We start from the raw sequence: 21,816 nt of genomic DNA, 5'->3' as shown, positions 1-21,816 counted from the left end.
AACCCCCAACCCCCGACCCCAGCACCAGCACCAGCACCAGCACCAGCACCAGACCTTCCCCCAACTCCAAACCCCGCCGAAAGACGGTCCTGGTACTGGGGAGTTCGCGGTTGACGTCAAGCCGTTGATCATGGTCCGGTGGTAGTCCCGAGGGGGTGCTGACGCGGCTCGCGTACTCGCGGCAGGCTTTGCGCTGCGCCGGGACTGCCGAGGTCCCCGGCATGCCACCCAAGAGCCGGCAGCGGGCGAGGAGCCGGCGGTGGACCGCGGGCGTGACACTGACGCGCAGGGTGTACCCCCGGCCGCGCCGTACAGCCACCCCCTGGTCGAGCAGGGCGCACCCGGCAGGCCCAGGGCGGTGGCGCGGAGGAAATCCGCGACCTTGCCCAGCACGTCGGGGACGACCGCAGCTCCGGGGTCGGGACGCCGGGTCGACGGGCGTGTGCCCGGGCAGAAGGCCGGCGACGACAGTGCGAACGGCACCGCGGCTGACATCGTGCTCGCAGGCAAGGCTCGCGATGAACCGGCCGCCCAGGTACACGATACGCACACCGCCGGTCTTACCGAACACGACGGCCGCGCGGCATCCACCCCTTGCCGCCCTCAGCCTCGGCGGACAGCAGTTCTCCGGTGCGCGGGTGGCGGGCGGTGAGGCCCATCACGGAGAACGCTCCGTCGTGGATGCATAGCCCCACCTGGTAGCGGTGCAGGACGTCGAGCACGTCGAGGATGTGGCCGGTACCGCGTACGAGGCGGAACATCTCGGAGATGTGCACGGTGTCGCCCGGCCGCGCGTACGCCAGCAGTTCGCCGAACTTCGGCCGTTCCCAGGGGGGAGGCGACTGGAAGTGCCCGCGGTCTCCCCGAAGACAACCGGATCTTCGATCCCTGCCTCGGCGAGGACGAGGTTCTGACGGTCGGTCGGCCGCTGGTCGGTCGACACCCGCTCGTAGACCAGGTTGGCCATGCCGCTCCCCGTGCCGGTGGTCGCATTCGACCCTCACCGTCAGCGAACCCCATCATCCTTCGTCAGATCTGAATGGATCGGCGCCGCCGTCGGCCCCGGAAAGTCCGGGTTCATTGGACAAGCGGGCCGCCTGTCGTCATTCGTTGGCACCCTCAAGTGATCAACGCACCACCCACGGATGATCATGTGATCGTGGAGGCACAGGTGCGTGACTACGGGTTTTCGCCGGCTCAGCGGGATGAGATCTGGAGGCGCTGGCGCGAGGGGCAGTCGTTCAGCTTGATCGGGCGGGCGCTTGGGGCACCGATGCAGTACGCCCGTCGGTTCCTGTACCAGAGTGGCGGTGTCCGCCTCGCCCCGCAGCAGCGATCGGAGCGGCATCTGAGCGGCAGCGAGCGTGAAGAGATATCCCGCGGCATCGCCGCCGGGGAATCTGCCCGGCAGTTGGCCAGGAGGCTGGGCCGATCGCCTTCGACCGTCTCCCGCGAGATCGCCCGCAACGGCGGCCGGGACCGCTACCGTGCCGCCTCCGCCGATGAGGCCGCCTACGCGCGCGGGCGCCGGCCCAAGCAGGCCAAACTCGCCCAACGACCGTCTCTGCGCGCCCTGGTGGAGGCCAAGCTGGCTCTGTGCTGGTCTCCCGAGCGGATCGCAGGGTGGCTGCGACGCCAGTTCCCTGGTGACACCGCCATGCAGATCTCGCACGAAGCGATCTACCTCTCGCTCTACGACCCTCGTCGAGCGCACCAGCCGCTACACGACCATCGTCGCGCTGCCGGACGGCATCAAGGCCGAGCAGGTCACCCCGCACCTCACCAGGAGCCTTCTCGGTATCCCGCCCAAACTGCGGCGGACGCTCACCTGGGACCGCGGCCGGGAGATCGCCGAGCACCACGCCATCACCACCGAGACCAAGATGCCGATCTACCTCTGCAAGCCGCGGAGCCCGTGGCAGCGCGGCACCAACGAGAACACCAACCGGCTGCTTCGGCAGTACCTCCCCAAGGGCGCGAACCTCCGCACGTTCAACCAGGCCGACCTGGACACCATCGCCCACGAACTCAACCACCGTCCGCGCAAGACCCACAGCTACCGCACTCCCGCAGAGGTCTACGCTGACCTTCTGAACAGCGGTGATGCGCTGACCGCTTGAGCTCGCCTTCGTCTACGACAGCCGCAAGCTGGCCGGCAAGCCACCTTGGGATGTCGAGGTCGGGGCAATGCGGTAATGACGCACGAACCCCCGCCCACTATGAAGCCAAGCCGACGGGCCAACCGCAGTCGCAGCTGCGAGGCCTGGGTCCCCGCAAAACCGGCCCCAGGTCCGGTCGCGCCGACCGGAGGCTCTGCCGCCCCCCGCTACTCGGTGATACCGTATAGTGGTACTCGGTGCTACGTAGTACCGCTAGGGCCGAGGAGGACTCGCGATGGACGACCTGACGGAGATGCTGAAGGGCACGCTCGAAGGGTGCGTGCTCGAAATCATCGGCAGCGAGGAAACCTACGGGTACGCCATCACTCGTCGGCTGAACGAGCTCGGCTTCGCCGATGTCGTCGAGGGGACCGTCTACACCATCTTGCTGCGACTGGAGAGGAACAAGCTCGTCCAGGTGACGAAACGACCATCCGGGGTCGGTCCCCCGCGCAAGTTCTACTCGCTCAACGACGCCGGACGCGAGGAACTCGCGAAGTTCTGGGCGAAATGGCAGTACGTCTCATCACGCATCAACAAGCTCAAGGAGGGCGGGAGATGAACTTCTGGGAGAAGATCACAGGCAGCGATCTCACCAGGGAATGGAAGGCGTTCGAAACCCGGGCCGAGGTCCTCCCGGACGACTACCGGGCGGCGTGGGGACAGATCATCGCCCACCTCTTCCCCTATGGGGACTTCACCGGCCGCAACCTGATGCCGATCCTCGACGCCGCCCTGGGGCTGCTCGAAGTAGCAGCGGCCGACGGGCAGAGCGTCCACGAGGTGCTCGGCGACGACATCCCGGGCTTCTGCACCGCGCTGGCCGGTGGAGAAGGCGCTCGAACCTATCGCGACCGGTGGCGCGAGCAGTTGAACAGGAACGTCGCAAAGAAGCTGAGCCGGCTGGGAGGCTGACGTGAGCATCCAAGACATCATCGAGGGCAAGAAGCAGTGGCGGGCACACATGGCCCGGGTCAAAGCGCTCCCGCAGGACTACCAGATCGTCTACAAGGAGATGCAGAAGTACCTGTTCAAGGTCGGACCGATCGACCTGCCTGACGGGCCCCTGCTCCCCGGGATCGTCGACTTCTTCGAGGAGGGCGCCGCCACGGGCAAGGGGGTCCTGGAGCTCATCGGCACGGACGTCGCCGCGTTCTGCGACGATCTGATCAAGGACTCACGCACCTACGCGGACGTCTATCAGGAGTCCATCAGCGGGGAATCCGGCACGGCCGAGATGTAGCACTCGTCGCCTCACACCAGTCGACTCAGCCCGCACGCGCGGTTCGTTCGCCTCGGCACAGCGCGCATAGATGCGGGCCGACCGGCCACCAGATGCCGCCGCGGATCCTGCCCACCGAGGTGGTCGAGCAGGTCTCCGGCGGCGGGTCGCTCCACACCATTTTCCGGAAGGAAGTCACCATGCCTTCATCTGTCATGCCCACATCCAGACAGAAGGACGGTCACCCGTCGCCGACCGCCGTCTCCGCCGTCGGGCTACGCAAGTCGTACGGCGGCAAGACCGTCCTCGACGGCATCGATCTGCGCATCCCGGCCGGGTCCGTGTTCGCGCTGCTCGGCCCGAACGGCGCCGGCAAGACCACCGCCGTCAAGATCCTGTCCACGCTCATCACCGCCGACGCCGGTGACCTGCACGTCGGCGGGCACGACCTGGCCACCGACCCACAGGCGGTCCGTGCCGCAATCGGTGTCACCGGGCAGTTCTCCGCCGTTGACGGCCTGATCACCGGCGAGGAGAACATGCTCCTCATGGCGGACCTGCACCACCTGTCCAAAAGCGAGGGACGACGGGGCGCCGCCGAACTCCTGGAGCGCTTCGACCTGGCAGAGGCCGCGAAGAAGCCCGCCTCGACCTACTCCGGCGGCATGAAGCGCCGCCTCGACCTCGCGATGACGCTGGTCGGCAACCCGCGGATCATCTTCCTCGACGAGCCGACGACAGGGCTCGACCCACGCTCCCGCCACAACATGTGGGGCATCATCCGCGGCCTCGTCTCCGACGGCGTCACCGTCTTCCTCACCACCCAGTACCTGGATGAGGCCGACGAACTCGCCGACCGCATCGCCGTGTTGAACGACGGCAAGATCGCCGCCGAGGGCACCGCCGAGGAGCTCAAACGGCTCATCCCGGGCGGGCACATCCGGCTCCGCTTCACCGACCCGGTCGCGTACCAGTCCGCCGCTGACGCCCTGCGCGAAATCACCCGGGACGACGAGGCACTGTCGCTGTCCATCCCCAGCGACGGCAGTCAGCGCGAACTGCGCTCCATTCTCGACCGGCTCGACTCCGTCGGCATCGAGGCCGACGAGCTGACCGTACACACCCCCGACCTCGACGACGTGTTCTTCGCCCTGACCGGCCCGGCAAACGTCCCCAACCAGCCCAAGGAGAACGTGCGATGAGCTCCCTCCCGCTCGCTGTACGCGACTCGAACACGATGCTGCGCCGCAACCTCCTGCACGCATGGCGCTACCCATCCGGGACCCTGAACCTGCTGCTCACGCCGATCATGATGCTGCTGCTCCTCGTCTACATCTTCGGCGACGTGATGAGCGCCGGCATCGGTGGCGGCGGCGCGGACCGCTCCGACTACATCGCCTATATCGTCCCCGGCCTGCTGCTGATGACCGTCGGCAGCACCGTGATCGGGGCCGCGGTGTCCGTCTGTGTGGACATGACCCAGGGCCTCACCGCCCGCTTCCGCACGATGGCGATCTACCGGGGCTCTCTGCTCGTCGGGCATGTCGTCGGCGGCGTGCTGCAGTGCGTGATGAGCGTGGTCCTCGTCGGCGCCGTCGGGGTGGCGATGGGCTTCCGGTCCACGGACGCCACGGCACTGGAGTGGATCGCGGCGTTCGGGCTGATCACGCTGTTCGCCCTGGCGCTCACCTGGATCGCGGTCGGCATGGGAGCGGCCAGTCCGAACCCCGAGGCGGCCGGCAATATGGCCATGCCGCTGATCCTCCTGCCGCTCATCTCCAGCGCCTTCATCCCGGCCGGTACGATGCCGGGCTGGTTCCAGCCGATCGCCGAGTACCAGCCCTTCACCCCCGCCATCGAAACCCTCCGCGGCCTCCTCCTCGGCACCGAAATCGGCGCCAACGGCTGGATCACGGTCGTCTGGTGCGTCGGCCTGAGCGCGCTCGGCTACCGCTGGTCGACGGCGCAGTTCAACCGCGACCCGAAGTAATCGAGACGACCGCATTGGTCGCCTCCCGCACCTCATCTCGTCCGGTCCGCGTGCAGATCCGCACCCATATGCCCGGCCGGTGGCGGGGCCGATCGCCCTGGCCCTTGGCGGGCTGGCTCTTGCCCGATCTCGGCACACCCCACTGCCCCCGTCCGGGCGCTTGGCAGTTGGGCCGTGCTTCCACCAGGTCTGATCGCCGTGCCGGGTGACTTCGCCGATACCCGTGCCCGCTGTACACCAGCCCCTCTGCCGTCCAGCCCGACAGGTGATCACGGGGCGGCGGAAGGGGCTGTGACGTGGGGCGGGATCTTGGTGTGGACGGGGTGGTGGACCACTTCACCCTGGCAGCGACGAGGCGGGCTGGTTACGGAACAAGACCAGTGCCACCAGGCTGTGCTTCGCCGTCCAGCTCAAGTTTTTGACCTGGCGCACCCGGTTTCCCAAGATGCGTCTGGAGCTGCCGTCCGACGCCGTCGAGCACGTCGCCAAGCACGTTGGCGTCGCCGCGGCCGAGCTGGGGTTCTACGACTTCACCTCCCGCGCCGCGAAGCGACACCGCAGCGAACTGCGAGACCTGACCGGCTGGCACGAGTGCACCACGACCGACCAGGTCAAGCTCGCCTCGCAACTGCAACTGGGGGACATGATCTGGCGAGAGGAACGCCGCGAAGAGCAGGTGCGGGCCGAGCTGATGCGGCAGATGTGCGAGGAACTGATCGAGCCGCCGACCGCAGCCCAGATCAACACGGTCATCCGCTCCGCGAGACCGGTTCGGTGTACGTCATCCGCTCCAGCATCGTGGGCCGCCCGTCCAGCAGGCGCAGCCGCAGGAGTTGTCGTACTCGGCCACCTCGTCGCCATCGAGGTAATCACAATCGCTGGACACAGTGTTCTCCTCGGTAGGCGGCTGCCACCCGCGACCGCCGTCAGGACTTGCGACCGGCGAGCCGCATGCCGTGATGCGGCGCGTCGAAGCGCACTCCTGAGCGTGGCGGTCCGACCGTCGTGCCGATGCCTTGGAGAGTGCGCTCACCTTGGGGAACACAAGCAAATCTGTTTGCTTTTACGGCAAATAACCGGCCCGCTCCCGGCAGATCTCCGACACCCGCCGCGGGTAGCCACCCGGGGGAACGAAGGCGCCGCCCCCACTAGTCGGCCTTTGCCTCGCGACATTCCGGGCATCGGCACCATGCCGTCGGTGGGTCGAGAGGGACCGTGATCGAGCGCCGGATGCATTGTCTCTCACGCGGGTGCCGGCCGTTCCTCAATCCATGTTGTGCAGGGCGTCTCTTTGGGTGAATAACTCGTTGGAATCGCCCGGCGCCCCTCGGGCCACTTCATGGTGAGGCGGAGGAACCACCAACAGGGAGGAACGGAATCATGCATTCGATGCGTATCGGAGCGATCCTGGGAGCGGCGGCGCTCACCATGGTGACCGTCCCGGCGAGCGACGCGCAGGCGGTGACGATCGCCTGCGGCGGGGGTGCGTCGACCGGTCGCGTCTCCGTCCACGGCTGTATCAGTTCGGAGACGGGAGGCATTGACAATCCCTTTCGTCACGTGACGGCGTACGTCAAGCTGAAGAACACGGGAAACAGGGCGTTGACCGTCTCGTACGAGGCGTTCGGGATGGTCGAGGGTGCCACCGGCTGGACGAAGATGGGCAACAGTCGCACCAACGTCGGGCCGGGCCAGGAGTTCGGCCCCGAAGCGGTGGGGACCGTGACCCGATGGGTGTGCCAACCGGGCAAGAAGGTCTCCATCCGCGTACATGCCCAAGCCGCCGGTGCCGCCTGGAGCGCGTGGTCTCCCGCGTCCACGAAGCAGTGCACCACCTGAGCACCTGACTCAAGGGGAAACCTTCACATCACCGACGACCGAAGCCGGGCGCTGCTGGAGCGCGCGGCCGGCGCCCTGGTCGACGACTGTCAGGCAGGCCGGTGGCTGCCGTACCAGGACGAACAGCATTGGGCGCAGCGCCTGGACTCCGCGGCCTGGACTCGGCGTTCGGTCAAGCAGGCGTTGCGCGACACCACGGAACACGTCCGGGCCGGTCGCCTGAGGCGCGCGGTCGAACGGTTGCCACCGCTGCTCGCGCTCGTCGACGACGGAGACCGGTCGCCGCACTCGGCCCGCCGGCTCCTGGACGTCCTGGCCACCGGGCCGGCATAGCCGGCGCGGCCGAGGTTCGTCGTCCTGGCGGGCGGTTTCAGGAACATAGCCTCACGTGAGGTCGAGTTTTTTGAAACCGCCCGTCCGTCGTCGTCCGGAGCGGTGTGTGGGGGTGTCACATCCAGATGCCGTGCCTGCCCGAACATCATCGTCGGAGACGCGACTGAGCACCGGGAAGCTGACCATCGAGCGCGTCTACCTGATCACCAGCCTGAGCGTCTTCGACGCCACGTGCACTGAACTCGCCACCTACATCAGAGGCCACTGAGGCATCGAGAACCTCCCGCACCACGTGCGCGACCGCACGTTCCGTGAGACCAGCCTCAACGGACTACAGACTGACACGCCCCTTGTTGTCGCCTACAACGATGCTGCCCCGGCTGCGGCGAGTGCGTGCATGAGGTCGGGTACGCCCTTGGCGGTGGTGTAGGGGCGGAATGAGGGGAGGAGGTCGCGGGTCATGGCGACGCAGCAGCCTCAGTACGAGCCCTCATCTACGCATCGTACGAGCTCCAGGGCACGTGCGTGACTGGTTTCGTGCTCGTTCACCATCAGCGGTAATCGCCTGGATATCCCTGTTCCTTGTAGGGCTTGTAGGCGTCGAGAATCCGCCGGGTGCCCATCCCAAGCGTTTCGGACCGCTGGCCGAAGGAGGGCGCGAGTACGGGTACGTACCTGTCGCTGGAAGGGCGGCAATGGGGGGACGGCCGCCTCAACAGCGAACCCAAGCTCCGCGAGGTCTTCGGAAAACTGCAGGCCAAGCACGGGGCCGTCCTCGTGGTGGTCGACCAGCCGGCCTCGATCGGTGCCCTGCCACTGGCGGTTGCGAGGGACATGGGCTGCCCGGTCGCCTGCCTTCCGGGCCTGACGATGCGGCGGATCGCCGACCTCTACCCGGGCGAGGCGAAGACAGATGCGAGGGACGCGTTCGTCATCGTGGACGCCGCCCGCGTCATGCCCCACACACTCCGCTCGGTCGACCTCGAGGACGAGACCATCGCCGAGCTGGAGATGATCGTCGGCTTCGACGACGACCTTGCCGGCGAAGCAACAAGGATCAGCAACCGGCTGCGGGGCCTGCTCGCCCAGATCCATCCGTCGCTGGAGCGGGTCCTGGGGCCGCGAGTGCGGCATCCGGCCGTGCTCAAGCTCCTCGACCAGTTCGGTTCCCCGGCCCAGATCCGCAAGGCCGGACGACGGCGACTGATCACATTGATACGTCCGAAGGCACCGCGGATGGCCGAGCGGCTGGTCGAGGACATCTTCACCGCGCTGGACGAACAGACGGTCGTCGTCCCGGGCACGGACGCGGCCGCACTGATCGTCCCCAGCCTCGCCAGCTCGCTCCAAGCAGTGCTTGACCAGCGAAAACTCCTCGCTTCGAGAATCGAGGAACTGCTGGAGGCACACCCTCTTTCGAAGGTCCTGACGTCCACGCCGGGGATCGGCGTCAGGACCGGAGCACGCATCCTCATCGACGTCGGCGACGGATCCAGCTTCCCCTCCGCCGCCCACCTCGCCGCCTACGCCGGCCTCGCCCCGGCGACCCGCAGCTCGGGTTCCTCGATCCGCGGCGAACAACCCTCCCGGCGCGGAAACAAGCAGCTCAAACGCGCCTTCTTCCTCTCCGCATTCGCAGCCCTCGCCGACCCGGCCTCCCGCACCTACTACGACAAGATGATCAGCCAAGGCAAGCACCACAAGCACCACACCCAAGCCCTCCTCTGCCTCGCACGACGACGAGCCGACGTGCTCTTCGCGATGCTCCGCGACGGCACCATCTACGAACCCCAACCCGCCCCATCAGCTTGACCGAAGACATAGGGGCACCCCCCTGCGCGTATCTCACTCCCCATGAGCTACCTGAGCCGGCAGGCTGCCGTCCAGGCCAACGGGTCTGCTCCCCCGATCGGTGAGCTCACGCGACGCGACGCGACCTCCCCTGCCCGTGAATCGCGGACGCGCCATCAGGGAGCCGATGCCGAGACATCGAGCTGCCGGTCGACCTCGGCCCTGATCGCATCGAGGGTGGCCGCGAGGCGTTCGAGTGACCGGGGCAGGAGCCGGGGCCCACGCTGCCAGCCCCGGGAGCCGAAGACTTCCCATACCGGATCGGTGAGATCGACCAGCAGCTCGGCCTTCCGGTCGTCCTGGCGCTCGGAGATCACCACCGCGCGGGCGTGCGTCACGTAGGTACCGATCATCGTGCGCAGGACGTGGAATCAGATCGACCCCGCCAGCACCAACCATCCACCACACTCAACTGCTGGCCGGATCAGCCGCCGCGCTCGGGGACTGGCCACCGGACGCAACTCCCCCTGCAACTGACTCAGTTGGGCTCCGAACCGGCCCATCGCCGGGGGCGCGGGGTCCGTGGGGGCCGCCCGGTAGGGGCTACCGCGGCGGATGGCATAGTGAGGCTCACCGCGACGGTCGACGTAGGGGGTGTCGGGCCTGTGAGGATCGCCCGCTGGATGGTACCGGTCATCGTCGGGGTCGTGGTGACGCCGATATCGATCGGAGTCGGAGCCGTGCTGCTCGGAAGCCTCGACGACAATGAGGCGGCCGGTGGAGACGTACCCGCGCCGACGGGCACCGCGCTGAAGGCGGGCGACGTGGGTGTGCCCGTCATCTACGCGAAGCTCATACGCGACGCCGCGGCCGACTGTGACGACAAGCTGCTCACCGCGCCCGTGCTGGCCGCGCAGTTGAAGCAGGCAAGCAACTTCAACCCGAGGGTCCGCTCGGTCGCGGCCGACGGACCGGCGGACGGCGGGGGCTCGCTGACGGACCCGCGGACCGAGGAACAGCGAGCAGCGGAGAACAACACGGAGACGGACAAGAAGACGGACGAAGAGAGTCTCTCCGAGGAAAGCCTTCGCGGCGAACTACCCGCCGAGGAAGGCTCGTTGGGCGACGAACTCTCCGACGGGTCGCGGGCCGACCGGCCCGTCACCCGAGGTATCACGCAATTCTCCGACGCCGACTGGGAGACCGAGGGGGTCGACGGCAACAACGACGGTGTCAGGGACATCCTCGACCCGGCGGACGCCATACCGTCACTGGGCAAGAAGATGTGCGGACTCCTGCGTACCGCCAAGAAGAACCCCGGATACCGGGGCGCCCCCCTGGAACTGGCCCTGGCCGGGCACCACGTGGGCTGGAAGACGGTCGAGAAGTACGGGGGTGCGCCACGCGCGAGCGGGGCGGATGGGGCGACCTACGAGTACGTCAAGGCCGTCGTGAAGTCCGCCCCCCAGATGGTCGTCCCCGTCGGCGGCAAGGTGGCCGGCGGCTGGTCCCTGCCTGTTGAAGGAGTGGCCGGCACCCCGTACCACCAGCGGGGCTCCTCCTGGTCCACCGGCGTGCACACCGGCGTCGACTTCGTGGTTCCCACCGGAACGCCGGTCCAGGCCATCGGCCCCGGCGAGGTTGTCACGGCCGGAGCGAGCGGCGATTACGGCAACCAGGTCGTCGTCCGCCACGAGGGCGGTACGTACAGCCAGTACGCCCATCTCTCCGAGGTGAAGGCCGTCGTCGGCCAGAGCGTCCGGGGCGGCACGCTCATCGGCTGGTCCGGCGCGACCGGCGAGGTCACGGGGCCGCATCTGCACTTCGAGGTGCGCACCGGACCCGCTTTCGGGTCCGACATCTCCCCCGTCCCGTACCTGCGTGGCAAGGGCCTGGTCAGCTGAGGACGGACTCGACGGCGTCTCGGCGGCGGTGGGCTTCGGCGGGGGCCGACCCACCGGCGCCCTGGCGCACGGACTGCTGAACACGTCCGCCTCCCCGACCTGACCTTCGGCAAAGGTCTGTCGGGGAGGCGGGTCTGCCCGTGTGGAGCGGCGGTGGGCCGGGGGCCTACGAGCCGCTGCTCGTGGCGCGGGTGAAGAACTCGATCTCGGCTATCGAGACCTGCTTGTCGGTGCCGACGTTGAATGCCGAGCGTATGACGAACCGTACGCTGATGACGTTCTGCGCCCGGAACTTCCGCTGCTGAGGGCCGCTGACCTGGTCGAGTGTGATGTGGCGCGTGGTCTTCTTGCCGTCGGACGTCGTGATGACCGCGTCCATCCGGTGCGGCAGCGCGGCCTCGGTCAGGTCGGGCGCCTTGGTGGAGATGCCGGACGTGATGAGGATGTCCAGCAGACGGGTGGGTTCCTCGAAGCGCGCCTCGACCCACTCGCCCTCGGCGCTCCCCGAGATGCCGGGACCCCACCAGCTGTTGCTGACCTTGTCGAAGATCAGCTTCGGCGGGTGGCTGCCGAAGGAACGGGACGCCGCGGCGGAGTCCGGCGTGATCTGGGCCCGCTTCGAGAAGTGGTCGCGCGCCACGTTCCACGCCGTACTCACGTTGAACGCCGCGTAGATCACCAGCCCGAGCGCGAGGCCGTAAGCGATCCAGCTGAAGACGCGGCCGATCCCCCGGCGCGTCCTCGGACGGTCGCCCGCCCACGGCGTCGGGCCGTTACCGAAGTCCCACATCCGGCGCCACCAGGGGCGCCGGGCTTCCGTGACACCGAGGCGCCGCGCGAGGGACATGCCGCAGCGCCGGCAGAAGTGCCGGTCGGGGCGGTTGCCGACCTCGCACCAGGGGCACGGGGGGCCGGTCTCGTCGGCGGGTTCGCCGCCGGGGGCCTGGATCCGGGGGCGGGCGGCGGCTGGCATGCCCGGGAGGACCGGGGCGACTTCCGGTACGGGCGCGGCGCGCTGGTCGGCGACCGGTACGAGCAGTGCCCTGGCCCGCGCGCTCGCGTCCGGGTCCGGGGCCGGGCTCGCGGCGGCCGGGGAGGCGGTCGTCGCGGCGGGGGTCACCGGGATGGTGGGCAGGGTGTCGTCGTCCTCGGACGGCACCGGAGGCGAATCGGCGCGTACGGGCTCGCGAAAGGGCTCCTGTACGGGCTCGTGCGTGGAGTCGCGCTCGGGTTCGTGTACGGGTGTGCGCACCGGTCCGTGTGCCGGCTCGCGCACCGGGTCCGCCCAGGCATCGGCATCCGCATCGGCCGGCGTACCCCTGCCCGCGCCCGAGCCGGGAGCGTCCGCGGCGCCCTGCCGACCTGCCGCACCCGCATCCCGTGCCCGTGTGTCCGGGGTCCAGCTCAGTACCGCGCCGCAACCGTCGCAGAAGGACTGCCCCGGAGTCGGCCGCGTGCCGCACTCGGCGCAGTGGCGTGGCTTGTTCCCCGTGTCGCCCCCGCCCTCGGAGGAGGGTGGCGTGGAGGAGGAAGCCTGCTGACTGGTCACCTGTCGGAAGTCCTTTCGGCGGCGGTCACCTGGACCGTGTAGGGCATGTGGGCGGGGCGAGACGCCGCTACGAGGCGCTCCAGCCGGTACTCGGCAGCGGGGCCGGGCTCCGGCAGCCGTACGGTGACGTGCAGGTGCGGGCGGCTCTCGCCGGGGACCGGGCCCAGGGGCCTGGCGTCCCAGGTGGCCGCGCCGCTCTCGGTGATCTCCGGCTCCACGCCGAAGGCGAGCCGTACCGCTTCGGACAGTCCGCGCCGGGTGCCGCGGATGCGGTGCAGCCGTACGGCGGCGGTCAGCGCGGCGCGCAGCGCGACCGTCGCGTCCGTGTCCTGCGGGTGGCCGGTGGCCGGTGCGGTGAGCGGGGATTCCGAACCATCGCGGCCTGCGGGTCCGTCGGCGCGTCCGGCCGCGTCGTGCCCCTCGGTCTCCGCGCCCACCCAGCTGCCGAGCCAGCGGGTGAAGTCGACGGGCGCGAGCGACGGCATGAAGTAGGCGTCCAGGCAGTCGAGCACGTTGTGGAGCGGCGCGAAGACCTCGTCGATACCCGCGACGAAGCGCTGGGCGAGATCGTCGTCGGCGAACACCGCGGGCAGCATGACGCCCAGCGGGGCCGAGGAGCCGAGTCCGTCGACGGAGCCGCGCGCGCTCCCACTCGTGGTCACGACGCGTCCCCGATCACCCGGACGCGGTGGTCGAAGGAGAAGACCAGCGCGGGGGGTTCGAGATCGATCCGCTCGGTGGGGTCACCGCGTCTGCCGCTGAGCGGGTCGGCGGGGTGCAGCAGCACCTCGTCCACCAGCTCTACGCCGGGCACCCGTTGCAGCACCGCGAACACCTCGCCCGCCTGCACCGGGCGGCCGAAGGGCCAGCCCGTGCCGTGCGCTCCCCCTGTCAACGGGTCGAGATGGCGGTACAGGGCGTCGTGCGCCTGCCGCCTGACCCGGTCGGTGTCGGTGCCGCGGAACGCGTGCACGGTCGCGACGACCGTGACCCCCTGGTAGAACGGCGGTCCGACCGCGAGCCGGGTGCCGATCAGCCGCCGCTCGTCCAGGTACCGGGTGATGCGCCCCAACAGGGCGTCGCCCGGCACGAGTTGTTCGAAGCGCAGCCGGCCACCCGGATCGGAGACGGCCTGCGGGACGACCAGTACCCGTACGGCGTGGGCGCCGTGCTCGTCCGGCTCGGCCGCGAGGCAGGTGATGCGCGCGGTCTCGGGCGCCGCGCGCCGGGCGAGTTCCTCGTAGTCCCGCAGGGTCACGGCGCGGTCCTGCGCACTCAGCGCGATGGGCGCCCTGAGCTTCGCCTCCTCGACGGTCTCGCCGTCGACCCCGCCGCGCGCGGCTTCCCGGTTGACGACGTCGGAGACGTACGGGATGGAGTCGCGCAACACCTGGATGGCGCCCCTGGCGACATTGCCGGCCTTTCCGCCGCCCGTGCGGTAGCGGCGGGCCCGGACGGGCGCGCCCTTGGGCGGTACGGCCCCGTACTGGCGCAGAGTGCCGTCGGGTTCGCGTACGGACGGGCCGAAGGCGATCTCGCCGGTGGTCGCGTCCAGGGTGATGTGCCGGTCGGTGGGACCCGATGCGGCGAAGTGGCCGACGGTCTCCCAGTCGACCCAGCCGTCGCGCTCGGCGATCTGCAGGAGCAGCGGCTGCGCGTCGCCGACGACGGGGCTGTTGGCCAGCCGCAGCCGATGTCCCGGCAGCCCGGTGGACTCCCCCAGCGATTCGTCCCGCACCGTCTCGGCGTGCACGACGCCGGTGGTGCCGCCGATGCTGAACGCCTCGGCGGAGCGAATGGTGGGCGAGGTGGTGTAGAACGGCCGGCCCTGGTCCGGCTCGGTGACCCGGCAGCGCAGCCAGCCCGCCTCGCGCCGTCCGGTGCGGGAGAGCGCGTGGCCGCCGGGGACGTGCAGCACGACCTCGCCGGGGCGGTTGAGTCCGCCGGTGGTGTCCCGGTCGACGTCGCAGGCGGCCCAGCCGTCGGCGGTCCACGCCTCCCAGGCGAGCGGCGGCTGCCTCGGGTCGACGCCGACACCGTCCACCTGGCTGTCGAGCTCCAGGACGACGACGCACTCCGGTACGGCGGCGCTGAGCCCGAACAGCATGAGGTCACCGGGGCGCGGGGCCTCCGTGAAGCAGTGCACGTCCGTGGACTCGGCGAGGTCCGATGTGCGGTCGGTCGCTTCCTGTCCGGAGGGCTGGACCACGAGATACGACAACTCGCATGGCACCACGGTGAGTTCACGCTCGGTGGCGAAGACCACCGCGTCCTCGGTCTGGGTACGGACCGTGGCGACCTCGGTGCCCGTCGCCAGTACGACGGGCTGCTGTTGCGGCGCCGACAGCCAGAAGGTGACGTCGGCGCGCGCGGCGGAGGGCGGGAAGAGGGTGATCCCGATGAGGTCCAGGAACGCCAGGTGGTTCTTCTCGGGCACCCGGTTGAGCCGGTACACGATCTGGTCGGCCATGTGGGCGACCGTCTCGACGAGGGTCACGCCCGGATCGGAGACGTTGTGGTCGGTCCACTCGGGGGCGCGCTGCTGTATGTAGCGCTTGGCGTCGTCGACGAACTGCTGGAAGCGCCGGTCGTCGAGGTTGGGAGAGGGCAGGGCCATCAGCGGTCGCTTCCAAGGTGCTCGTCGGACGTGCCGGACCCCTCGGGCCCGTCGTGGGAGGGGATCACGTAGAACGGGAAAACCAGACTGCGCGGGTTGTTGGTGCCCGTGATCGAGTAACGGACGTCGATGAAGAGCACGCCCTGTTCCGATCCTGCGGTCACCGCGACATCGTCCACCTCGATGCGCGGCTCCCAGCGGTCGAGGCAGCTGTGCACCTCGTGCTGGATGCGGCCCGCGGTGGCCTCGTTGACGGGGGCGAAGACCATGTCGTGGATGGCGCAGCCGAATTCGGGGCGCATCGGCCGCTCACCAGGCGCGGTGGACAGGACGAGCCGGATGGCCTCCTCGACCTCGCGTTCCCCGCTGACCAGGGCGATTCCGCCGGTGGGGCTGATACGCATGGGGAACGCCCAGCCGGAGCCGACGAACTGTTCTGCCATCAGACTCCTCCTACTGTCAGCACCGGCTTGAAGTTGGAGGTCAGGATGCCGCTGGATTTGATCGTGGCCGCTTCCAGACCGATATTGATGCCCGCGGAGATCTGGAGCGAGACACCGGCGCTGATGTTCATCGGTCCGCCGCTGCGGATCGTCAGGGAGCCCACCGCGTTCAGCGAGAGGTTGCCGCCCGCGTTGATGGCCACGGCGCCGGTGCCTCTGATGGAGACCTTTCCCTTGCTGTCCACGACGATCTCGGTCTTGGTCCGGTCCAGGTTGATGGTGAGCCTGTTGTCTCCGGTGGAGAGCCGCACCCCGCGCTTGAGGCCGACGCTCTGGTCGAGCAGGTCGACACGGTTGTTGCTGCGGTCGGACAGGGTGCGCCGGGTGACGTTGCCGCGCGTCGCGTCGTACACCGGCACGTCGACCGGGTCCGGCTTGTCGACGCCGTTGTAGAGGCCGCCGATGACGTACGGGTGGTCCAAGGCGCCGCGGTCGAAGGCCACCAGCACCTCGTCGTCCACGTCCGGGGAGATCATGCTGCCGCCCTTGACCCCGCCGAGTTGGACGGTACGGGTCCAGTCGCTGACGTACATGTCGTCCAGCCACGGGAACTTCAGCTTGACCCTGCCCTGACGCAACGGGTCCTTGATGTCGGTGACCAGGGCGTTGGCGACGCTCGGCAGCCTGGCCGGACTCCCCGCGCCGCCTCCGGAGGCGAGCCCGTACAGCGAACGCCACTGCCGCCCGCTGACGTTCAGGAACGTCTGGTAGTGCTCCTGGTCGCCGAAGGTGTGGCGGGCGGCCGTGACCGTGTACTTGCCCTGGAACGGCTTGCCCACGTCCTTGAGGGTGACGGCCAGGCCGGGACGCAGTTCGGTGTTGCCGCGCGCCGTGATCTCCACCTCGGCGAAGGAGGAGGTCACATCGCCCGCCAGGGCGTCGGCCGCGTGCTTGACCTCGTCCAGCTTGTCGTAGGGCGTGTCGGTGTGGACGAGTTCGGCCTTGCCGAACGACTTGGACACCTCGGCCGGCGTCGTACCGATGGCGAAGCCCGAGTTGTCCAGGGCGGCTGACTTGGAGACGAGGGGCTGCTTGGTGGTGACGTTCCAGCCACGCGCCTCGACAGCGGTCACCTGGTCGGCCGAGGTGACCGCCGCGCGACAGCGCAGGATGTCCTCGCCGCCCTTCAGAAGAAGGGCGCTCTTGTCGCTCGGCATGCTCTCGGGGGGAGCCATGGCCGCGTGTTGCCGCTTGACGAACTGGAACTTGCCCAACGAGTTGATGGACATCACCATCTCGTTCTCGTCCGCGAGCCGCTGGACGAAGTCCCAGTCGGTGACGTTGGCCTGGCTGATGAACTCGTACTGGCCCTTGGTCCGTTGGGTCTTGCCCATCGGAATGCCGTTCTTGCGTGCCAGTTCGACGGCGATCTCGGTGGCGGTCTTGTTCTTGTACGCCGCGACCCTGAGCTGCCGGAGCATGCGGTGGCCCTTGTCGTAGCCGCGGATGACGGTGAACGTACCGGTGCGGTCGTAGTCGGTCTCCAGCGCGGTGACCTCGCCGGTGATCAGCGGGGTGCCCTTGCCGTCCGAGAGGGGCGAGATGACCACGGGCACGCCGATCTCGACATTCAGCTTGGAGAGGACGTCCTTCTTGTCGTCACGGAAGCTGAGCTGGAACGCGCCGGGGACCCCCGCGCCGAAGTCGACCCAGCCCTCCACCAGTTTCTTGTCCTCCGGGGACGTGAGCTTCTTGCCGGCGATCTTCACCGACAGGATGTTGGAGAAACCGATGTCGGACATCAGGCGCCGACCTCTTCAGCGGCGGGAAGCATCAGTTCGACACCGGGTGTCAGCACCTTCGGGTCGTCGATGTCGTTGGCCTCGGCGATCGTGCGCCACTCGGTGGCGTCCCCGTACTCGCGCCAGGCGAGGAGCTGGAGCGAGTCGCCCGCCACGACCCGGTGCACCCGGCGGGTGGTGAGCGCGCCGGAGGTGGGGTTCTGACCGGGAGTGCTGCTCGGGATCTCGTGCAGATTCACCTGGCAGGCGGCGCGGATCGGCATCCCATTGGTGTTGAAGAGGGTGTACTGGGCTTCCACGGAGCTGACGTAGGCGTTGAAGCGGGCGGTGGAGAAGGCGCCCCACTCGAAGATCACCCACGGCGTCGACGGCTGTTTGGCCGCGATGCTGGCGCTGGTCGTCTCGCAGCAGGAGAACAGCGCTTCGACCTTCTTGCGCACATCGCTGCTGTCCGGGTTGTCGGAACGGTCGAGGAAGATCTCCACCGTCATCTCCCGAGGCTCGGGACCCATGAACTCCGGTACCGCGCCGTCCCGCACCGCGGCGGTGGGCGTGGTCTTCCACTGGGCCCTGCGGGTCAGCGACAACTGGGACGGGTTGAAGTCGAAATTGAACGTCTTCATCAGTGCGCCCGGACGGGTGCTGCTGCCGATCGGCGGCTGATGGATGGCGAGCGTCGCCCGTACCAGGCTGTCGCCGATGCCGAAGCTGGAGAGGTTCATCGGCTACGCCTCCCCCGCGTCCGTGAACCCGTGATGCGCGATCTCCAGGACCTCGGTGGCCACGGCGGGGCTCGCCGGATCGAAGGAAGGACCGCGCCAGCTCACCGGGAGTACGTCGATCAGCCCCCACTGGGCGACCATCGAACCGTCGGCGCGCAGCGCCGCGATCTGCCCGGTGGGCCGGGTCACGCCCGTGGTGACGGAGGAGATCCACTCCGCGACCTTCGCGGTTTCCTCGGTGAGGGGGCGGGTCAGCGTGATGTTGGAGAAGGTGACACGGGACGGCAGCTGCCAGACGAATCCGTTGTTGCCGCCCTCCTGCCGCTGCTCGATCTCGACCTGGGAGGAGAGCCCTTCGCAACCGTTGAAGTTGCCCAGGCTCTCACCGTCGATCGTGAGGTTGAAGAAGATGGTGGAGCCTGCGTCGAGTTCCGTGGGCATCGGGTGGGGCCTTCCTGCGGTTCCACATGCGTGGGGTCGGGGTCCGGCGGGGTCGGTCTTGCGGAGGTCGTGGGCTTACGGGTGCACGGTTCACGGGCCGGATCGTGTGCCTCGGCTCGGCTCCCGCGGGGCCGGTCAATGGCGTGGGTCGCGCAGCTTGCCGATCCGCTCGCGGTCGAGCCGTAGTTCGGTGCGCAACAACCGGGTCATCGGCCCGATCAGCCGGTGGACCAGCTCGGCCATCTGGTCCTCCTCCAAGTCACGCGGTTTGAACTGACTGGTCACGGAGGGCACGGGCCGCTCCGGAGAACTCCCGCCGCCACTGCTGCTCCGTTGCACCGCGACGGACGGGGCGCGGCTCGGCGCGGATACCCGCACGGGCGCGGGTGCGGGTGCCCGGGGTGGCGGCGGAGGCGGCGGTGGGGGCGGTGGGGGCGGAGAGGGCCGCGCGTCCAGGTTCGCGGACGACCTCTGGACAGGGAGCGCGGCGGCCGGAGCGGGCCGCGCGGGCACGAGGGACACGACAGGGCTCCGGTCAGGTCCGGCCACGGAGGTGGCGGGAGCATCCGTCACCGAGGTACGGGCGATCCCGCCCGGAATGGGCGGCGCCGACGCGGACATGGATGCGGAGCGCTGAACGACGGGGAATGCCTCGGCCACACCATGGAACTGGTGTCCCGCGTTGCCGGGTTGCACAGGCGCGGACGCTGTGGCGGGAGCCACCACGGGGTGGGCGGAGTGGGCGGCTGTCCGCGAAAGCGGACGGAGGGCGGCAGGCGGCGGCGTCGACGACGATGCGGAACGCTGTACGGCGAGCCGGGGAGCTCCAGCGGTGCCGATGCCCGTGACCGCGGGTGCACCGGCGTTGCCCGTGGCCGCACTTGCCTCGGCGACGGCCCTGACGCGGTGCGGACGCACGGCGTTCGGGGCGGTCCTCGGGTCGCTCGTCGGCGACGGCGTGAACCCGGCGGCCGTGACCGGCCGTGACGAACCCACCAGCGGGGCGACCCGCGTCGGCATCGGCCTCGACACCGAAGGCGCGTCGGCCGACGCCAGGGGCACGGCTGAGGTCGCGGACACAGCGGGCGACCGCACCACGGACGGCAGGGCGGTCGTCGGAGCGACAGGGGTGCGGGAGGCCGGCACGGATGTGGTGCCCGAGGCAGAGGCGGAGGGAGAAGCGGAGGCGGGGACGGGGGCCTGGGCCGAGGGCCGGGGCCGTGCCGAGGCCGGGGCGAGGGACGACCGCCGCGCGGGCGACGCGCCGTCCGGACGGCCGGATCCCGCCCCGTCGTTCACGGCGGGCAGCACCGGCTTCCCCACCGCAGAAATGGGCTTGGAACCGGGCGCGGGACCGGCGCCGACCACGGGCACCGACCGTGTGGAACCCACCGGCGAGGTGGGCGGTGCTGCCCGCTGGACGAGCGGCTGGGCGGCCGACCGAGCGGCTCCGTGGCCGCCCGTGACCACGGGGTGTGTCGAACTCGCCGACGGAGTGGTCCTGTTGGCGCCGCCGCCACCGGAACCCGCCGGCGGTCGAACGGAAACACCGGACACCTGCGCGCCACCGGTGGCCGCCGGGGCGACGGCTGCGGGACCGGAGCCGCGAACCACCGCCGGACGCGTGGGGAGCGAGAGATCACCGGTACGGGCACCGGCTGCCGGTGCGGCGAGCCGCTGCACCGGGATCGGACCGCTGGTCTTCCCGGTGGGATCGGCCACCACCGCGGAGTCCGCACGCGTCGGTACGACGGGCTGTCCAGCGGCGGTGCCGGACCCCGGCACCGCGCCGCTCGCAGCCGTACCGGAGCCGGAAGAGCGGGAAGTCTCGGGCGACTTGGTGGAGTGGGAGGAGTTCGAGGCACCAATCCCGGAGACCGAACCAGCCCCGGAGACCGAACCAGCCCCCGCACCCGTCGGCCGACTCCCACCCGACGACGCACCGTCAGACGCGTCGCGCCGCTGTACGGGCAGCGCCGGTGCGGGAGGAGTGGCGGGCACGACGGGTGTGGCAGGCGTCGCGGGCCGCGAGGACGGCCGTACGGACGGTGGCACCGGGGCGCCCACAGGCCCGCCGAGCGTCGGTGAACGCTGTGCGGGGGGTGTGCCGCCGGAAGCCGGGGCGCCGGTCGGCCGACGCGCCGCCGGGGAAGCCGGCGGGTTCGCCGCCCGACCGCCGACAGGCCCACGAAGCGGAGCGCCCAGCTTCGGCCGGACGGCCGGACGAGGTGCGGGCGCACCGGCGCCCGACGTACCTGCTCCCGACGCGACGGCCGGGCGCGTAACAGCTCCTGGCCCGGCCGCCGGTGTCCTCTGTACAGGCGGCGTTCCGCCGTTACCGCCACTGCTGGACGCACGCGCCGGCCCCGACGCCGCTTCGCCCCCGGAACCGCCCGGAGGCGGGACGGCGAGCGTTGCGGGCCCTTGCGGGGCCGGCCGCACGACGGACCCTGCGATGCCACGACGCCCCCGCACCGGTGAAGTCCGCGAGGTGTCCGGCGCCGGTGACGCGGGCGGAACCGCCGGTCCCGGCAACGGAGGCCCGAGCAGCGGGCGCCGGGGTGGCGTGGCGCTCGCCGGTTCGGCCGCCCGACCGGGAGCATTCGCCTGACGTCGTTGTACGGGAAGTGCGGAGGTGTGGGCGGGGGGTGTCCGGTCCGCCGGCGGCGCCGCCTTGGGCGCCCGCGTCGGGCCGGGCCGCCGGGGGCCGGACCCCGGCGGTTCGATCCGCGCCGACCCGCCGCGCGTGCCGTCCTCGTCACCCTCGGAGCGCTGGACGCGAACGGCGGCAGCCGGAGTCACAGCATGAGTCACAGCAGGAGTCGGGGCCGGAACAGGAGCCGGAGAAGACGCAGCGGAAGACGAAGACGCAGGCGTCGACATCCGCGCGAGCGTCGTCGCCGATGTCCGCGCGGCTGCGCCCGAAGCCGCCGGGGCGGGCGTCGTCGCCCTGCTCGGCGCCACCGCGGGCAGCACCCTGCGCCGCACCGTGCTCAGGGCGGAG

At 69.8% G+C, this 21,816-nt stretch carries 21 protein-coding genes and 1 pseudogene; 12 read left to right on the top strand and 10 right to left on the bottom strand.

The genetic code is table 11. The annotated features are described in order from the left end of the window. Window positions 1–560 precede the first annotated feature (560 nt). Window positions 561–776 (bottom strand): hypothetical protein, encoded by a 216-nt coding sequence (locus CU044_RS39840; protein ID WP_240045935.1) that lies wholly within the window; start codon window positions 774–776, stop codon window positions 561–563. Between the two features lie 263 nt (window positions 777–1,039). Here CU044_RS39840 and CU044_RS40250 point away from each other — a divergent pair. The 10 genes and pseudogenes from CU044_RS40250 to CU044_RS29950 all read left to right on the top strand — a co-directional run. Continuing rightward, window positions 1,040–1,408: pseudogene (locus tag CU044_RS40250) on the top strand (hypothetical protein); the annotation flags it as partial. A gap of 238 nt (window positions 1,409–1,646) precedes the next feature. Further along, on the top strand, window positions 1,647–2,120 hold the full coding sequence (locus tag CU044_RS39830) for an IS30 family transposase (RefSeq protein ID WP_240045934.1): 474 nt from the start codon (window positions 1,647–1,649) through the stop codon (window positions 2,118–2,120). Window positions 2,121–2,394: 274 nt separating this feature from the next. After that, window positions 2,395–2,721: a PadR family transcriptional regulator gene (locus CU044_RS29990; RefSeq protein ID WP_129771883.1), complete on the top strand. Its 327-nt coding sequence runs from the start codon at window positions 2,395–2,397 to the stop codon at window positions 2,719–2,721. Further along, a complete protein-coding gene (locus CU044_RS29985) occupies window positions 2,718–3,074 on the top strand; it encodes a DUF1048 domain-containing protein (protein WP_129771882.1) in 357 nt (118 codons plus the stop codon). Before CU044_RS29990 ends, CU044_RS29985 begins: the two co-directional genes overlap by 4 nt. Before the next feature lies 1 nt (window position 3,075). Continuing rightward, window positions 3,076–3,402, top strand: a complete 327-nt coding sequence (locus CU044_RS29980) for a DUF1048 domain-containing protein (RefSeq protein WP_129771881.1) — start codon at window positions 3,076–3,078, stop codon at window positions 3,400–3,402. A 179-nt stretch (window positions 3,403–3,581) separates the two neighbouring features. Next, window positions 3,582–4,583: an ATP-binding cassette domain-containing protein gene (locus tag CU044_RS29975; protein ID WP_193564111.1), complete on the top strand. Its 1,002-nt coding sequence runs from the start codon at window positions 3,582–3,584 to the stop codon at window positions 4,581–4,583. Then, window positions 4,580–5,371 carry an ABC transporter permease gene (locus CU044_RS29970; protein WP_129771880.1) on the top strand — a complete coding sequence of 264 codons (792 nt, stop codon included), beginning with the start codon at window positions 4,580–4,582 and terminating at the stop codon, window positions 5,369–5,371. Before CU044_RS29975 ends, CU044_RS29970 begins: the two co-directional genes overlap by 4 nt. 1,380 nt (window positions 5,372–6,751) lie before the next feature. Beyond that, window positions 6,752–7,210 carry a hypothetical protein gene (locus CU044_RS29955; RefSeq protein WP_240045933.1) on the top strand — a complete coding sequence of 153 codons (459 nt, stop codon included), beginning with the start codon at window positions 6,752–6,754 and terminating at the stop codon, window positions 7,208–7,210. A 463-nt stretch (window positions 7,211–7,673) separates the two neighbouring features. Next, on the top strand, window positions 7,674–7,811 hold the full coding sequence (locus tag CU044_RS38835; RefSeq protein ID WP_165371998.1) for a hypothetical protein: 138 nt from the start codon (window positions 7,674–7,676) through the stop codon (window positions 7,809–7,811). 347 nt (window positions 7,812–8,158) lie between these two features. After that, entirely contained in the window at window positions 8,159–9,355 is a 1,197-nt protein-coding gene (locus CU044_RS29950; RefSeq protein ID WP_240045932.1) for an IS110 family transposase, read from the top strand. A 155-nt stretch (window positions 9,356–9,510) separates the two neighbouring features. Here CU044_RS29950 and CU044_RS29945 read toward each other — a convergent pair whose 3' ends face one another. Beyond that, window positions 9,511–9,747 (bottom strand): hypothetical protein, encoded by a 237-nt coding sequence (locus CU044_RS29945; protein WP_129771879.1) that lies wholly within the window; start codon window positions 9,745–9,747, stop codon window positions 9,511–9,513. A gap of 210 nt (window positions 9,748–9,957) precedes the next feature. On the opposite strand from CU044_RS29945, the gene CU044_RS29940 reads away from it, so the two are divergent. Further along, a complete protein-coding gene (locus CU044_RS29940) occupies window positions 9,958–11,238 on the top strand; it encodes a peptidoglycan DD-metalloendopeptidase family protein (protein WP_240045931.1) in 1,281 nt (426 codons plus the stop codon). Between the two features lie 166 nt (window positions 11,239–11,404). Here the strand turns inward: CU044_RS29940 and CU044_RS29935 are convergent, their stop codons facing one another. The 8 genes from CU044_RS29935 to CU044_RS38830 all read right to left on the bottom strand — a co-directional run bounded on the left by CU044_RS29935 (window position 11,405) and on the right by CU044_RS38830 (window position 19,097). Beyond that, window positions 11,405–12,787 carry a zinc ribbon domain-containing protein gene (locus CU044_RS29935; RefSeq protein WP_129771877.1) on the bottom strand — a complete coding sequence of 461 codons (1,383 nt, stop codon included), beginning with the start codon at window positions 12,785–12,787 and terminating at the stop codon, window positions 11,405–11,407. Then, window positions 12,784–13,383, bottom strand: coding sequence for a phage tail protein (locus CU044_RS29930; RefSeq protein WP_129771888.1), 600 nt, complete (start codon window positions 13,381–13,383; stop codon window positions 12,784–12,786). Before CU044_RS29930 ends, CU044_RS29935 begins: the two co-directional genes overlap by 4 nt. Before the next feature lie 62 nt (window positions 13,384–13,445). Further along, window positions 13,446–15,404: a putative baseplate assembly protein gene (locus CU044_RS29925; RefSeq protein WP_129771876.1), complete on the bottom strand. Its 1,959-nt coding sequence runs from the start codon at window positions 15,402–15,404 to the stop codon at window positions 13,446–13,448. Next, window positions 15,404–15,847, bottom strand: a complete 444-nt coding sequence (locus CU044_RS29920; protein WP_129771875.1) for a GPW/gp25 family protein — start codon at window positions 15,845–15,847, stop codon at window positions 15,404–15,406. Before CU044_RS29920 ends, CU044_RS29925 begins: the two co-directional genes overlap by 1 nt. Next, window positions 15,847–17,649, bottom strand: coding sequence for a VgrG-related protein (locus tag CU044_RS29915; RefSeq protein ID WP_129771874.1), 1,803 nt, complete (start codon window positions 17,647–17,649; stop codon window positions 15,847–15,849). Before CU044_RS29915 ends, CU044_RS29920 begins: the two co-directional genes overlap by 1 nt. Continuing rightward, complete coding sequence (locus tag CU044_RS29910; protein ID WP_129771873.1) at window positions 17,649–18,371, bottom strand: LysM peptidoglycan-binding domain-containing protein; 723 nt, start codon at window positions 18,369–18,371, stop codon at window positions 17,649–17,651. Before CU044_RS29910 ends, CU044_RS29915 begins: the two co-directional genes overlap by 1 nt. A 3-nt stretch (window positions 18,372–18,374) precedes the next feature. Further along, window positions 18,375–18,812 (bottom strand): phage tail protein, encoded by a 438-nt coding sequence (locus CU044_RS29905; protein ID WP_129771872.1) that lies wholly within the window; start codon window positions 18,810–18,812, stop codon window positions 18,375–18,377. A 135-nt stretch (window positions 18,813–18,947) separates the two neighbouring features. Beyond that, window positions 18,948–19,097: a hypothetical protein gene (locus CU044_RS38830; protein WP_165372001.1), complete on the bottom strand. Its 150-nt coding sequence runs from the start codon at window positions 19,095–19,097 to the stop codon at window positions 18,948–18,950. Window positions 19,098–19,683: 586 nt separating this feature from the next. On the opposite strand from CU044_RS38830, the gene CU044_RS29900 reads away from it, so the two are divergent. After that, entirely contained in the window at window positions 19,684–21,423 is a 1,740-nt protein-coding gene (locus tag CU044_RS29900) for a hypothetical protein (protein ID WP_129771871.1), read from the top strand. The last annotated feature ends 393 nt before the right edge of the window (window positions 21,424–21,816 follow it).

It is taken from the genome of Streptomyces sp. L-9-10, from assembly GCF_004151105.1.
In the GTDB taxonomy this organism is placed as follows: domain Bacteria; phylum Actinomycetota; class Actinomycetes; order Streptomycetales; family Streptomycetaceae; genus Streptomyces.
This window is presented reverse-complemented; position numbering and strand designations above follow the sequence as displayed.

Bases quoted from the DNA above. Each gene is read 5' to 3' on its own strand.
- CU044_RS29910 (WP_129771873.1), bottom strand. From the start codon at position 18,371: ATGAACCTCTCCAGCTTCGGCATCGGCGACAGCCTGGTACGGGCGACG.
- CU044_RS29985 (WP_129771882.1), top strand. From the start codon at position 2,718: ATGAACTTCTGGGAGAAGATCACAGGCAGCGATCTCACCAGGGAATGG.
- CU044_RS29925 (WP_129771876.1), bottom strand. From the start codon at position 15,404: ATGGCCCTGCCCTCTCCCAACCTCGACGACCGGCGCTTCCAGCAGTTC.
- CU044_RS29915 (WP_129771874.1), bottom strand. From the start codon at position 17,649: ATGTCCGACATCGGTTTCTCCAACATCCTGTCGGTGAAGATCGCCGGC.
- CU044_RS29905 (WP_129771872.1), bottom strand. From the start codon at position 18,812: ATGCCCACGGAACTCGACGCAGGCTCCACCATCTTCTTCAACCTCACG.
- CU044_RS29955 (WP_240045933.1), top strand. From the start codon at position 6,752: ATGCATTCGATGCGTATCGGAGCGATCCTGGGAGCGGCGGCGCTCACC.
- CU044_RS29945 (WP_129771879.1), bottom strand. From the start codon at position 9,747: ATGATCGGTACCTACGTGACGCACGCCCGCGCGGTGGTGATCTCCGAG.
- CU044_RS29930 (WP_129771888.1), bottom strand. From the start codon at position 13,383: ATGCTGCCCGCGGTGTTCGCCGACGACGATCTCGCCCAGCGCTTCGTC.
- CU044_RS29920 (WP_129771875.1), bottom strand. From the start codon at position 15,847: ATGGCAGAACAGTTCGTCGGCTCCGGCTGGGCGTTCCCCATGCGTATC.
- CU044_RS29990 (WP_129771883.1), top strand. From the start codon at position 2,395: ATGGACGACCTGACGGAGATGCTGAAGGGCACGCTCGAAGGGTGCGTG.
- CU044_RS29970 (WP_129771880.1), top strand. From the start codon at position 4,580: ATGAGCTCCCTCCCGCTCGCTGTACGCGACTCGAACACGATGCTGCGC.
- CU044_RS29975 (WP_193564111.1), top strand. From the start codon at position 3,582: ATGCCTTCATCTGTCATGCCCACATCCAGACAGAAGGACGGTCACCCG.